This is a genomic window from Ectothiorhodospira shaposhnikovii, from assembly GCF_016584105.1.
Lineage (GTDB): Bacteria > Pseudomonadota > Gammaproteobacteria > Ectothiorhodospirales > Ectothiorhodospiraceae > Ectothiorhodospira > Ectothiorhodospira shaposhnikovii.
This window is the reverse complement of sequence record NZ_NRSM01000007.1, coordinates 32,842-46,475: the sequence shown is the minus strand read 5'-3', so window position 1 is coordinate 46,475 and position 13,634 is coordinate 32,842. Positions and strand designations below refer to the sequence as shown.

At 62.4% G+C, this 13,634-nt stretch carries 11 protein-coding genes and 1 pseudogene; 10 read left to right on the top strand and 2 right to left on the bottom strand.

Features of this window, described 5'->3' with window-relative positions:
- Positions 1-9: 9 nt before the first annotated feature.
- Positions 10-945: pseudogene (locus CKO35_RS05585) on the top strand (CobW family GTP-binding protein); the annotation flags it as partial.
- 16 nt (positions 946-961) lie between these two features.
- Here CKO35_RS05585 and CKO35_RS17895 read toward each other — a convergent pair.
- The gene (locus tag CKO35_RS17895; protein ID WP_242467041.1) at positions 962-1,279 is read right to left on the bottom strand and encodes a BolA family protein; all 318 of its coding nucleotides are present in this window, start codon (positions 1,277-1,279) and stop codon (positions 962-964) included.
- 138 nt (positions 1,280-1,417) lie between these two features.
- Between CKO35_RS17895 and pepN the strand changes: the two genes are divergently transcribed.
- The 3 genes from pepN to recQ all read left to right on the top strand — a co-directional run bounded on the left by pepN (position 1,418) and on the right by recQ (position 6,337).
- Positions 1,418-4,048, top strand: a complete 2,631-nt coding sequence (gene pepN / locus CKO35_RS05580) for an aminopeptidase N (RefSeq protein ID WP_200173464.1) — start codon at positions 1,418-1,420, stop codon at positions 4,046-4,048.
- Positions 4,049-4,158: 110 nt separating this feature from the next.
- Positions 4,159-4,377, top strand: a complete 219-nt coding sequence (locus CKO35_RS05575) for a DUF2061 domain-containing protein (RefSeq protein WP_200173461.1) — start codon at positions 4,159-4,161, stop codon at positions 4,375-4,377.
- Between the two features lie 124 nt (positions 4,378-4,501).
- The gene (recQ, locus tag CKO35_RS05570; protein ID WP_242467040.1) at positions 4,502-6,337 is read left to right on the top strand and encodes a DNA helicase RecQ; all 1,836 of its coding nucleotides are present in this window, start codon (positions 4,502-4,504) and stop codon (positions 6,335-6,337) included.
- Between the two features lie 63 nt (positions 6,338-6,400).
- Here the strand turns inward: recQ and crp are convergent, their stop codons facing one another.
- The gene (gene crp / locus CKO35_RS05565) at positions 6,401-7,039 is read right to left on the bottom strand and encodes a cAMP-activated global transcriptional regulator CRP (RefSeq protein WP_200173459.1); all 639 of its coding nucleotides are present in this window, start codon (positions 7,037-7,039) and stop codon (positions 6,401-6,403) included.
- 160 nt (positions 7,040-7,199) lie between these two features.
- Between crp and CKO35_RS05560 the strand changes: the two genes are divergently transcribed.
- From CKO35_RS05560 to CKO35_RS05535, 6 genes are all read left to right on the top strand, one after another.
- The gene (locus tag CKO35_RS05560; RefSeq protein WP_200173452.1) at positions 7,200-7,619 is read left to right on the top strand and encodes an OsmC family protein; all 420 of its coding nucleotides are present in this window, start codon (positions 7,200-7,202) and stop codon (positions 7,617-7,619) included.
- 276 nt (positions 7,620-7,895) lie between these two features.
- Complete coding sequence (locus CKO35_RS05555) at positions 7,896-8,519, top strand: XrtA/PEP-CTERM system exopolysaccharide export protein (protein WP_200173450.1); 624 nt, start codon at positions 7,896-7,898, stop codon at positions 8,517-8,519.
- A 76-nt stretch (positions 8,520-8,595) separates the two neighbouring features.
- Positions 8,596-10,158 carry an XrtA system polysaccharide chain length determinant gene (locus CKO35_RS05550; RefSeq protein ID WP_200173447.1) on the top strand — a complete coding sequence of 521 codons (1,563 nt, stop codon included), beginning with the start codon at positions 8,596-8,598 and terminating at the stop codon, positions 10,156-10,158.
- Complete coding sequence (locus CKO35_RS05545) at positions 10,155-11,174, top strand: XrtA-associated tyrosine autokinase (protein WP_200173445.1); 1,020 nt, start codon at positions 10,155-10,157, stop codon at positions 11,172-11,174. The genes CKO35_RS05550 and CKO35_RS05545 overlap by 4 nt, the downstream gene beginning before the upstream one ends.
- Positions 11,171-12,577, top strand: a complete 1,407-nt coding sequence (locus tag CKO35_RS05540; RefSeq protein ID WP_200173444.1) for a TIGR03016 family PEP-CTERM system-associated outer membrane protein — start codon at positions 11,171-11,173, stop codon at positions 12,575-12,577. Before CKO35_RS05545 ends, CKO35_RS05540 begins: the two co-directional genes overlap by 4 nt.
- Positions 12,578-12,585: 8 nt before the next feature.
- A complete protein-coding gene (locus CKO35_RS05535) occupies positions 12,586-13,608 on the top strand; it encodes an XrtA/PEP-CTERM system-associated ATPase (RefSeq protein ID WP_200173443.1) in 1,023 nt (340 codons plus the stop codon).
- Positions 13,609-13,634 lie beyond the last annotated feature (26 nt).

Below are 13,634 nucleotides of genomic sequence, written 5' to 3'. Positions count from 1 at the left end.
TCGGCTGCCATGACCCCGCCGGATGACCCGACACCCCCGGTCACCACCCTGAACCTGATCACCGGCTTTCTGGGCGCCGGCAAGACCACCACGGTGCTGCACCTGCTGGGCCGGCGTCCTGCCCACGAGCGCTGGGCGGTGCTGGTGAACGAGTTCGGGGAAGTGGGTATCGATGGCGCGCTGGTCTCGTCGGCGGGTGATGACAGCGTGGCGGTAAGGGAGGTATCCGGTGGCTGCATCTGCTGTACCGGCGCCATGAGCCTGCGGGTGGCCCTCACCCGTTTGCTGCGGCAGATCCGGCCCGACCGGCTGTTGCTGGAACCCACGGGCCTCGGCCATCCCGCCGGCATCATCGACACCCTGCGGGATCCCTGGCTGGCCCGGGCGGTCACCCTGGGCAACAGCCTGTGCGTGGTCGATCCCGGCGGTTTTTCCGCGGATCGTCTGTCCCGTTCAGCCATCTACCGGGACCAGATCAGTCTGGCGGACGTGGTGATCATCAACAAGACGGACGTCGCCACCCCGCAACGGATCCAGGCCGTGGAGGATTACCTCAAGGGCCTGTACCCACCCAAGCGGGCCATCATTCATGCCCGGCGGGGCGAGGTGGACGCGGCGGTGCTGGATCTGCCGGTTGCGGGGGTGTCCGGGCCGGTCCTGCGTCCGCTGGGCCGTGCCGTCCAGGCCCCGCAAGCAGACACCGCCCGGGGCTGGCACTTCGACCACGCACAGCGCTTCGACCTGTCGCGGGTGCAGGCGCTGTTCGCGACCTCCCCCTGGCGGGACCTGCTCCGGGCCAAGGGGGTGTTGCGCACCGGCCGGGAATGGCAGCGTTTCGACTGGGCGGAAGGACGTTTCAGCGCCGAGCCGGTGGCCTGGCGCCGTGACAGCCGGGTGGAGTGCATCGCGTCGACAGCCGCCATGGACTGGGCCGCCATCGAGGCCGGATTCCTGAGGGCGGTCAGCGCCGCTTCCCCCCACCCCGGCACGAGGGAGACTCGGCCACCCGGCCTTCCCGGGCAGTCCACTCCTCCGGCGTCAGGGTATGCAGCGCCAGGGCGTGGATGCCCCCGGACAACTCCCGCGCCAACAGACCATGGACCTGACGATGCCGTGCCAGCAGGCGCAGGCCCTCGAATCGGGGTGAGGCGACGGTGATCCGGAAATGGGATTCGGAACCCGGCGGCACGTTGTGCTTGCCGCTCTCGTTCACCACTTCCAGATGAACCGGGTCCAGCCCCTCGAACAGTTTCTGCTCAATGCTTGCCTGCATGCTCATGGTTATATCCTGGCGCAATGGTCGGATAAGGGGCTATGATCAACAAGAGCCTTCCTTTTGGCAAGTTTGGACGCCCCCCTTCGCGAAACGCTATAGTGCACCATGGAAGTCAAGCACACGCCTAACCCGGTTGCCGCCATGAAAGAGACCGCTCCCGCCGCCATTCATCTCAAGGACTACGCGCCGCCGCAGTGGCGTATTATTTCCGTGGACCTGTGCTTTGTGCTGGACCCCGAGGATACCCGGGTGCGGTCCCGCCTGAGCCTGGTGCGCAATGGCCTGGGGGATGCCCCGCTACGGCTCAACGGTCAGGATCTGGTGCTCCACGACATCCGTCTGGATGACCGCCCCCTGCAGCCGGGTGACTATCACCTGGAGGGAGAAACCCTCACCCTGCACGATCTGCCCGGGCACTGTGAACTCAGCCTGGAGACGGGCATCGCGCCGGCGGCCAACACGGCGCTGGAGGGGCTGTATGTCTCCGGCGGCAATTTCTGCACCCAGTGCGAGGCGGAAGGGTTCCGGCGCATCACCTGGTTCCTGGACCGGCCCGACGTGATGGCCGTCTACACGGTGCGCATCGAGGCCGACAAGGCCAGCTATCCCGTGCTGCTCTCCAACGGCAATCTCACCGACAGCGGCGACCTGCCCGAGGGGCGCCATTTTGCCGTCTGGCACGATCCCTTCCCCAAGCCCAGCTATCTGTTTGCCCTGGTGGCGGGGGATCTGGTCTGCCGGCAGGACCATTTCACCACCCGCTCGGGACGGAAGGTGGACCTGCGCATCTACGTGCAGCGTCACAATCTGGACAAGTGCGACCACGCCATGCGCTCCCTGCAGGCATCCATGGGTTGGGACGAGGACACCTTCGGCCGGGAATACGATCTGGACATCTACATGATCGTGGCGGTGGACGACTTCAACATGGGGGCGATGGAGAACAAGGGGCTCAACGTCTTCAATTCCAAGTACGTGCTGGCCCGTCCGGATACCGCCACCGACGACGACTTCGTGGCCATCGAGAGCGTCATCGCCCACGAATATTTCCATAACTGGTCCGGCAACCGGGTCACCTGCCGCGACTGGTTCCAGCTCTCCCTCAAGGAAGGCCTTACCGTCTTTCGCGACCAGGAATTCACCGCCGACCAGAGTCTGCGGGCGGTCAAGCGGATCCAGGATGTCCAGCGTCTGCGCACCCTGCAGTTCCCCGAGGACGCCGGTCCCATGGCCCACCCGGTGCGGCCCCAGTCCTACATCGAGATCAACAACTTCTACACCATGACGGTGTATGAAAAGGGTGCCGAGGTGGTGCGCATGATCCAGACCCTGCTGGGTCGTGAAGGATTCCGCCGCGGACTGGACCTCTATTTCGACCGCCATGACGGTCAGGCGGTGACCACGGACGACTTCGTCAGGGCCATGGAGGATGCCAATGCCCGTGACCTGTCCCGGTTCCGCCGCTGGTATGACCAGGCAGGAACGCCGTTGCTGGAGGTGAACGGGGAGCATGACTCGCGGACCGCCACCTACCGTCTCACGGTGCGCCAGTCCTGCCCTCCCACCAAGGGCCAGCCGGAGAAGCTGCCCCTGCACATTCCCCTGGTCATGGCCCTGCTGGATGCCCGGGGGCAGCAGATCCCCCTGCGCCTGGAGGGGGAGGACAGTGCCGTTGCCGGTGAGCGCACCCTGGAGTTGACCGCTCCCACCCACGTCTTCGTGTTCCAGGACGTGCCGGAGTTGCCGGTCCCCTCGCTGTTGCGGGGATTCTCGGCGCCGGTGAATCTGCGCTTCCCCTACACCGATGAGCAGCTGGCCTTCCTCATGGCCCATGACACGGACGACTTCAACCGCTGGGAGGCGGGCCAGCAGTTTGCCCTCAAGGTATTGCAGGGACTGATCGAGGCCGTCCAGACGGAACAACCCCTGATGCTGGATGCCCGTTTTGCGCAGGCCTTCGGCCAGGTGCTGGCCAACGGGGCGTTGGATGCCGCCCTGGTGGCCGAGGCCCTGACCCTGCCGGGAGAAGGCTATCTGGCGGAGCAGATGGCGGTGGTGGACGTGGATGCGATCCATCAGGCCCGACAGTTCCTGCGTCAGGCCCTGGGCGCCGCCCTGGGGGATCGATTCCGTGCTGTCTACGAGGCCACGGCGGGGGCGCAAGGCATGGACGCGACGGCCATGGGACGCCGCCGTCTGTGCAACCTGTGCCTAGCCTATCTGTGCGCCTCCGGTGAGGCCGAGGCGGTGGCCCTGGCCCGGACCCATTATGCGTCCGCCAACAACATGACCGATGCCATGGGTGCCCTGCGGGCTTTGCTGGACTGCCACGGGGAGGCCCGTGACCAGGCCCTGGCCCATTTCGAGGCCCGCTGGCGCGACGATCCCCTGGTGCTGGACAAGTGGTTCGGCCTGCAGGCCGCGGCCACGGCCCCGGGCGCGCTGGAACGGGTGCGGGGACTGATGTCCCATCCCGGTTTCAGCATCCGCAATCCCAACCGGGTGAGGGCAGTGCTGGGCACCTTTGCCATGGCCAACCCGGTGCATTTCCACGCCCTGGACGGGTCCGGTCACGGGCTGATCACCGACAGCGTCCTGGAGCTGGACGCCCTCAACCCGCAGATCGCGGCTCGGTTGGTGAGCAGTCTGAGCCGCTGGCGGCGTTTTGATGAGGTGCGCCAGGGGTCGATGCGGCGCTGCCTGGAGCGGATCGTGGCCCATCCCGGACTGTCCCGGGACGTGTACGAGATCGCCTCGCGGAGTCTTGATTGAAGCTGTTATTCGGTACTTCTATCAGGGATATTGCAAGAATCAATTTCAATAATCATTCGCATTTGGCTAGTCTCCCAATCAAGGACACACCAGATTCGGGAGACGCCGCCATGATCAAGACCGCCAGCTTCGCCGTTGTACATTTCACTGTCGCTTTCGCCGTGGTCTATGCCCTGACCGGCAGTCTCGTGATCGGAGGACTCGCCGCCTTGATCGAGCCCATGATCAACACCGTGGCCTATCACTTCCATGAAAAGGTCTGGGATCGTATTCGTGCCCGCCGCGCCGCCCGCGATCAGGCCACCGGTGTTGCCCGGGTTCCTGTCTGAGGTCCGGGCGTCGGTGCCCGCGGGGCGGTTGCCCTGATCGGTGGCCGGGGCTATCCTGAGCCACACGGTGGCATCCCCAGGGAATCGGGATGTCACCTCACCCGCACAGCTCCGATGGCAACCCATGCAGATTTCAACCGCACCGATCATGGACGATCAGCCCCTGGACATCCTCCGGCACACCTTCGGCTACGACCGCTTCCGTTCCCCCCAGGACGAGGTCATTCAGACCCTGCTGCAAGGCATGGACGCCCTGGTGCTGATGCCCACCGGCGGCGGCAAGTCCCTCTGCTACCAGATCCCGGCCATGGCCCTGCCTGGCACCGGTGTCGTGGTCTCCCCCCTCATCGCCCTCATGCAGGACCAGGTGGCTGCCCTGCGGCAGGCCGGGGTGCGCGCCGCCTATCTCAATTCCACTCTTGCGTCGGATGAAGCCAGGGCGGTGGAAACCCAGTTGCTGGATGGGCGGCTGGATCTGCTGTACGTCGCTCCGGAGCGTCTTCTGACCGAACGTACCCTGAACCTTCTTGACCGGGTCCGCGTCAACCTCTTTGCCATCGACGAGGCCCATTGCGTCTCCCAGTGGGGCCATGACTTTCGCCCCGAATACATCAAGCTTTCCCTGCTGGCCGAGCGCTGGCCCCGGGTACCGCGCATCGCCCTCACCGCCACCGCCGATGCCCGTACCCGCGAGGAGATCCGTGGCCGCCTGTGTCTGGATCAGGCCCGGGTGTTCATCAGCGGTTTCGATCGCCCCAACATCCGCTATCGCATCAACCAGTCCGCCGGCAATGCCCGGCGGGAGTTGCTGCGCTTCATCCGCGACACCCATCCGGACGAGGCGGGCATTGTCTATTGCCTGTCCCGCAAACGGGTGGAGGATGTGGCCGAGTGGCTCACCGGACAGGGACTCACCGCCTTGCCCTACCATGCCGGTCTGCCCGCGGAGATGCGCGAGGCCCATCAGCGGCGCTTTCTCAATGAGGAAGGCATCATCATCGTCGCCACCATCGCTTTCGGCATGGGTATCGACAAGCCCAATGTCCGTTTCGTGGCCCACCTGAATCTGCCCAAAAGTATCGAGGCCTACTATCAGGAGACCGGCCGTGCCGGGCGAGACGGGCTGGCGGCGGATGCCTGGATGAGCTACGGCCTGCAGGACGTGATCACCCTGCGGCAGATGGTGGACGCCTCCGACGCCGATGAATCCCACAAGCGGGTCGAGCGTCACAAGCTGGATGCCATGCTCGGGCTGTGCGAGACCGTTACCTGTCGTCGCCAGACCTTGTTGCCTTATTTCGGGGAACCACTCACCGAACCCTGCGGCAACTGCGATAACTGCCTTGAGCCGCCGCAAACCTGGGATGCGACGGTGCCCGCCCAGATGGCCCTGTCCTGCGTTCATCGCACCGGGCAGCGTTTCGGCGTGAATTATCTGGTGGACGTGCTCAGGGGCAAGGAAGATGAGCGAATCCGGGGGTTCGGTCATGACCGGCTCAGTGTCTTCGGCATCGGCCGCGATCTGACCGTGAATGAATGGCGGGGGATCTTTCGCCAGCTCATTGCCCGCGGCCTGCTCACGGTGGATCTGGAAGGGCACGGCGGGCTGCACCTGAACCCGTCCTGCCGCCCTGTGCTGCGAGGGGAGGTTCCCCTGATGCTGCGCAAGGAGACTGTCCCCACCCGGATCAGCCGGGAGCCACGTCGCTCAAGGGCGCTGCAACTGGACAGCCCCGAGGACCAGCGTCTGTTCGAGGCATTGCGTGGTTGTCGGCGCCGGCTGGCGGACGAGCAGGGGGTGCCGCCCTATGTGGTGTTTCATGACGCCACCTTGCAGGAAATGGCCCAGCTCCGCCCCCACAGTCTGGCGGCGATGGCGGGGATTTCCGGGGTGGGAGAAAAGAAACTGGAGTCCTATGGTGCGGAGTTTCTGGAGGTCATCCGGGAATTCGAAGTGTAGCCGAATGCAACAGCTATCCCGGCCCGGGTGATTTTGCCCTGGGAAGGGGGCGGTCTGTGCCCCTCACCTGACGAAGAACACCACGATGGTCTTGCCGTGGGCCGTGATCAGTCCTTTTTCCTCCAGCTCCTTGAGTACCCTGCCGGCCATTTCCCGGGAGCATCCCACGATCTTGGCCAGTTCCTGGCGGGTGATCCGGATCTGCATCCCGTCGGGATGAGTCATGGCGTCGGGTTGCTGGGCCAGTTCCATCAGGGTGCGGGCGATACGCCCGGTGACATCCAGAAAGGCCAGGTCGATCACCTTGCGGCTGGTTTCCCGAAGCCGGGCGGCGAGCTGGGTGGCCAGCAGGAACATGATCTGGGGGTCCTGCATGGCCAGATCCAGAAACTTGGGGTAGTGGATCTCGGCGGTTTCAGTGGCGGTGCGGGATATGACCACGGCGCTGCGGGCCTGGGAGGCGAAAATCCCCATCTCACCGAAGAACTGACCCGGATTGAGATAGGCAAGGACGATTTCATGTCCCTGCTCGTCTTCCATCGTCACGCTGACCGATCCCTGAATGATATAGTAAAGCGTTTCCGGCTGGTCGCCGGCATGGATGATCGTGGAGCGCGCAGGGTATTGCCGCCGATGGCAATGAGCCAGCAGTTTATCCAGTGCCGGGTCCGGCATCTGCTTTTGCCTTGGCAACATACTCATTGTCCACCTCATAGAGAAGGACGGGTGGGGTGCCGTCGAGAACGACGGGTGATCTGGTTGGGGGTGATTATTCTTCTTTTGCCCGGATACAGTTTATGGTAAAGCCTCCACCTTGTCGAATGAGCCGGTAGCGGCTTCACCAAGAGAAACGAAGATGGCAATGAAATCAAGAGTAAAATGGGTTGACCACATGACGTTCATGGCCGAGTCGGGCAGTGGCCATGCCTTGGTCATGGATGGTCCTCCCGAGTATGGCGGCCGAAATCTGGGGCCGCGTCCCATGGAGATGCTGCTCATGGGGATGGGGGGATGCTCCGCCTTTGATGTGGTTCAGATCCTGCAAAAATCCCGCCAGGCCGTCAGCGACTGTGAAGTTCTCCTGGAGGCCGAGCGTGCCGAATCTGACCCCAAGGTTTTCACCCGTATCCATGTCCAATTTGTTGTTACCGGGCGGGGACTGTCCGAAAAGCATGTGGCCAGGGCGGTGGAGCTTTCCGCAGAGAAATACTGTTCTGCCGCGATCATGCTTGGCAAGACCGCCGCGATCACCCATGACTTCGAGATTCGCGAGCCTGACTGATCTATCGAGCCCTGCCGCCGCGATGATAGACTGAATAAATAGACTCCATAAACCGAGCAAGTTTTTACCTGGATAGGTATTCAAGTCTGGCGATTGGCTGTTGATTTGTGATGGATCTCTCATTTATTGTCCCTGTTCAAGGGGCATTTTTGATTTGAATCCGGTTGCATCCCGGGCCGGATCAGGGCGGGTGGAATCAATGGGTCCTGGATCAAACCCCCTCTCTGTGACTGCCGAACTGCTTGATCAACCTGGGTCCGTGAAAAGGAGGTGTACGTGAACACGCATCGTCTGCCAGGCTTTGTGAGTTTTCTCGTCGTTTCGTTGCTGATCCTGGTGCTGAGCGGTTGCGCTACCAGACACCCGCCTCTGGCCGCCGTGGAGTTCACCGGCAGTCCCGATTACATCATCGGTCCGGGAGATAACGTCAACATCTTCGTCTGGCGCCAGCCAGAGCTGTCCATGTCGGTGCCGGTTCGCCCCGACGGCAAGATCACCACCCCCCTCATCGAAGATGTCCCCGCCGCCAACAAGACCCCGACCCAGCTGGCCCGGGACATGGAGGAAGTGCTCTCCGTCTATGTGCGCGATCCGGTGGTCACCGTGATCGTCACCGGGTTTCGCGGGCCCTATGACCAGCAGATCCGGGTGGTGGGGCAGGCGACCAACCCCCAGGCCATTCCCTATAACGAGAACATGACCCTGCTGGATGTCATGATCGCCGTGGGTGGCGTGACCGAGTTTGCCGCCGGCAACCGGGCCTCCATCGTGCGCAGCATCAACGGCGAGGAAAGGCAGTTCGGGGTCCGCATCAATGATCTGATCAATAAAGGGGATATCGGGGCCAACGTGGCCGTGCTGCCCGGCGACATTCTCATTATTCCCGAGTCCTGGTTCTAGGCAGGACCCGCCCCGCACTTGAGCAAGATGGACGCTGGTTCGGCGTCCTGCGGTATTCGAAGGCGAGGAGACCGCCATGCAGGAAATCATCTCTCAGATCCTGGGCTACTTGCGTGACATCTGGCGCTATCGCTGGGTGGTCCTTGTGGTTGCGTGGGTGGTGAGCATGGCTGGCTGGCTCTATGTTTCCCAGTTGCCCAACCAGTACCGTGCCTCCGCCCAGGTACATGTGGATACGGATTCCATGCTGCGCCCCCTGCTCAGGGGGCTGGCGGTAGACACCAATGTTTCCCAGCGGGTGGCCTTCATGACCCGCACCATGCTCACCGGCCCCAATCTTGAAGAGGTGGCCCGGGCCACGGATCTGCATCTCCAGGCACATACCGACGCCGACATGCAGCGCATCATCGGCCAGTTGCGCAACGGCATCAGTATCTCCGCGGGACGTCAGGACAATGTCTATACGATCGCCTACACCCACGGCAATCCGAGGCATGCCTATGACGTGGTCCAGGCCTTGTTGAACCGGTTTGTGGAAGGGGCACTGGGGGATAGCCGTACGGATACCGATGTGGCCCGACGTTTTCTGGATCAGCAGATTCGGGAGTACGAGCAGCGGCTGGCGGCCGCAGAACGGCGTCTGGCGGACTTTCGCCGTGATAACGTGGGTCTGCTGCCTGGGGACAGGGGTGGCTACTATTCCCGTCTTCAGCAGGCCCAAAATCTTCTCGAAGAAACCCAGTTGCGTCTGAGGGAAGCGGAAAATCGCCGTGAGGAAATACGGCGGCAGTTGATAGGCGAAGAGCCCACGTTCGGCATCATGGGCGGCACCCGGAGCACCCAGGCCACGGCGGCCATTGATAACCGCATTCAAAATCTTCAGGCCCGCCTGGATGAATTGTTGCTGAGCTTTACGGAACGGCATCCTGACATCCAGAGCATCCGCCGCACCATCGAAGACCTCCAGGCCCAGCGGGAAGAGGAGGTCCGGCTGGCCCGCCAGAGCGGTCCCAGCATGGAGCAACTGGATACCAATCCGGTGTATCAACAGATGCGCATGACCCTGTCCAATGCGGATGTGGAGATCGCCAGCCTGCGAGTCCGCCTGCAGCAGCATCAGGGTCAGGTGACGGAGCTGCAGCGTCTGGTGGACATCATCCCCGACATTGAGGCGGAGATGACGCGGCTGGACCGGGATTACAGCGTCAACCGTGAACAGTACGAACAGCTCCTGCGTCGCCGGGAGTCAGCCGCCCTGAGTCGTAGTGTCGAAGAACGTGGCGAGCAGGTTCAGTTCCGGGTCATCGAGCCAGCGCGAGTCCCCTCATCGCCGTCCGCCCCCAACCGTCCCGGCATGTTCTCCATGGCCCTGTTGGCGGGCCTGGGCATCGGTGGTGGTCTTGCCTTTCTGATTGGTCAGCTCCGGCCGGTCTTCGATAATCGCCGTTCCCTGAACAAGATCACCGGCTTCCCGGTGCTGGGCACGGTGGGTCTGCTCACCAGCTCGAAGCGGCGCCTGCGGGAGCGGGTCGAGCTGATCTCCTTCGCCAGCATGGGGGGGCTGCTGCTGGTGGCGTACTTCACTGTGGTGGCTGTCGGCGGCATTCACCTGTCCATTGTTGAGAGGCTGCTGGGATGAGCGACAAACAGAGCGATCTGAGCCTCATTGAAAAGGCGGTGCGTCGGCTGGAGGCTGGGTCGGATACCCGGGGCCAGGCTCGTGCGGATGCCGGTTCACAGCCGCCGAAGGCGGCCGCCGGGGGCAGTCACAAGGCACCAGCGGACGATCAACGGGAGATGTCGCCTGTATCGGCCCCCATGCCGCCCTTTGACATCCTGCCGGATATCCCCCCTCCGCCGCCGGATGTGGACCCGGCCTCGGACCGGTACGTGGAGCTGAATCTGGCCCATCTGAGGGAACAGGGCTTCATCACCGCCAACTCCGAACGTAATCATGTTTCGGAGGAATTTCGCATGATCAAGCGTCCCTTGCTGGCCAATGCCTTCGGGCGTGGTGCCGAACTGGTCGAGCACGGTAATCTCATCATGGTGACCAGTGCCAAGTCGGGGGAGGGAAAGACCTTTACCGCCATCAACCTGGCCATGAGCATCGCCATGGAAATGGACAAGACGGTGCTGCTGGTGGATGCCGACGTGGGACGTGCCCGCGTCCACCACGTCCTGGGCACCCCCCAGGGACCCGGGCTCATCGACCTGCTGCTGGACAAGGATCTGGACGTGGGGGACGTGATCATCAAGACCAACATCCCCAAGCTGCGGGTCATCCCCATGGGGCGCTACCATCCCCATTCCAATGAACTGCTGGCCAGCGAGGAGATGTTCCGGCTTACCCGGGAACTGGCGGAGCGCTATCCGGATCGGGTGGTCATCTTTGATTCACCGCCGCTGTTGCTGACCAGTGAGTCGGTGGTGGTGGCCGGTCTGGTGGGGCAGATCGTGTTCGTGGTCGAATCCAGCCGCACCCTGCAAAGTTCGGTCAAGGATGCGCTGGCCATGCTGGATACTTCCAAGCCCATCGGTCTGGTGCTGAACAAGGTCCGCCGCGGTCTGGGCAACTACGGGTACGGTTATGGGTATGGTTACGGCTACGGTTACCATGGCAAGCCCGATACCGCCAAGGAAACGCCTGCATGAGAATCATCACTCTCGGTACCCTGCTGGGCTCTTTGGCGCTGGTCCATGCTGGTGCCACCCAGGCCGGGAGCTGGGATTTCACGCCCCGTGTATCCGTTTCCCAGACCTATACGGATAACGTGAACCTGGCGCCTCGGAGCGAGGACAAGGAGAGTGATTCGGTCTCCCAGCTCAATACCGGTTTTTCCCTGCAGCGCTCCGGTGGGCGTACCGATCTTTCCCTGGGTTACAACCTGCAGAGCCTGGCCTACTGGCAGGATGACGGCCGCAATACTGTCTACCACCAGTTTGCAGGCGACAGCACCACCACTTTGATTCGTGAAACCCTGTTCCTGGACGCCTCGGCCACTTACGGGCAGCGATTGCTGGATGGGCGGGACGGATTTGCCGGTGACAATATTGTCACCAGTGAGCGTGCCGATGTGGCCCGTTATTCCGTGTCCCCCTACTGGCGCCAGGGCTTTGGAAGTTTTGCCACGGGGGAGGTGCGCTACACCTGGGATAAGGTGGACTACCAGTCCGGAGACATCACCAGAAACAACAGTGAGAACCAGCGGATTCAGGCCACTCTGAATAGCGGCCCCCGGTTCACCACGGTTGGTTGGGGTCTGTCCTATTCCTGGGACGAGTCTACCTATGACGACGGTACCGATGTGACTCTGGAATCCCTGGAGGCCCTGGTACGCCTGAATCTGAGCTCCCAGTTCAGTGTTTATGCCGCAGGCGGTCAGGAGCGCAATGATTACAACCGCGCCGTGGGGAACGCTGAGCCGGACGATACCTTCTGGCGCGCCGGATTCACCTGGTTACCGGGCCCCCGCACCAGTCTGGATGCTTTCTATGGCGAAAGATTCTTTGGTGATACCTACGGCCTGACGTTCAGCCATCGCTTCCGGCACGCCACCTGGCGAGTGGGTTATTCCGAGTCCATCACTTCCCTGAGTCGAATCGAGTTCGTGCCCATTGGATTCATCGTGGTGGGCGACGAGCTTCTGCTGGTGCTGGATCCGCAACTGGTGCCCGATGCCTATATTGCCAAGCGCCTGGACGTTTCGGTATCGGGACAGCGCTCCAGACTTTCCTGGGGGCTTGCGGCTACCCGTGAAGAGCGCTTCTACCAGACCGATCGGGGCGATCAGGAAATACACAGTTTCAACGCCAATCTGGGCTGGCAGGTTGCTCCGCGTACCCAGGCCACCCTGTCATCCCGATGGCAGCGTTCCGATTACGACCTGGACAGCCGTAAGGACGACCTGTGGAACCTGGGTATCGGCCTGAACCGTACCCTCGGTCCTTCCACTTCCGCGTCACTTCAGTACCGCTACCAGGAACGTGACTCCAATCAGGACGGTTTCGATTACCAGGAGAACCGCGTCACCGCCACCCTGAGCAAGACCTTCTAGGGCCCCTCATGTACGAAGCCTACTTCAAACTGGACCGAAAGCCCTTCCAGCTCAGCCCCGATCCCCGGTGTTTTTTCGGCAGTCGCATCCACAAGCGGGCGCTGGCCTATCTGCAGTATGGCCTGAGTCAGGGGGAGGGGTTCATCGCCATCACGGGGGATGTGGGCACGGGCAAGACCACCCTGGTGCGCATGCTGTTCAACGACATCTCCGAGCGGGATTATTTCGCCGCCCAGATCGTCACCACCCAGCTCCACGCCGATGATCTGTTGCGCATGGTGGCGATGGCCTTCGGCATGCAGGTGGGCAGCGACAGCAAGGCCAACCTGCTCACCCGCATCGAGCGGTTTCTGGTGGACAAGTCCCGGGAAGGCAAGCGGGTCCTGCTGGTGATCGACGAGGCCCAGAACCTGCCGCCCCATGCCCTGGAAGAGTTGCGCATGCTGTCCAACTTCCAGCTTGCCGGTCGGCCGCTGTTGCAGAGCTTTTTGCTGGGGCAAAACCAGTTTCGCCGTACCCTGCAGATGGCGGAACTGGAACAGTTTCGCCAGCGTTTCATCGCTGCCTGCCATCTTACGCCGCTGTCACAGGAAGAAACCGAGGAATACATCCGTTACCGGCTGGAACATGCGGGGTGGAAGAACGATCCGGCCTTCGAGGCCGGGGCCTTTGCGGAAATATACCGGCAGACCCAGGGCATCCCTCGCCGGATCAACAGCCTGGCGGATCGGCTGTTGTTGTATGCCTTTCTGGAGGAGCGCCACGAGATCGATGCCGAGGTGGTCCAGACGGTGGCCAGGGAGTTGTCTGAAGAAATCAATGCCATCCCTGAGGATGCCGGGGTCGGGCCATTGGAAGACAGCGTGAGCCGCGGTATCTACGATGGACAGGGTCTGCCCGCCCATTATTCCTGGGGCAATATCGAATTAAGGGTATCTGCGCTTGAAAGCCGGATTCAGACTCTGGAGAAATCATTTTACCGGGAGCTCTCCCTGTTGCGGCGGGCAGTGAAGCACTTGATGAAAGAGTGATCTTTTTGCATACAACCAGGGGGAGG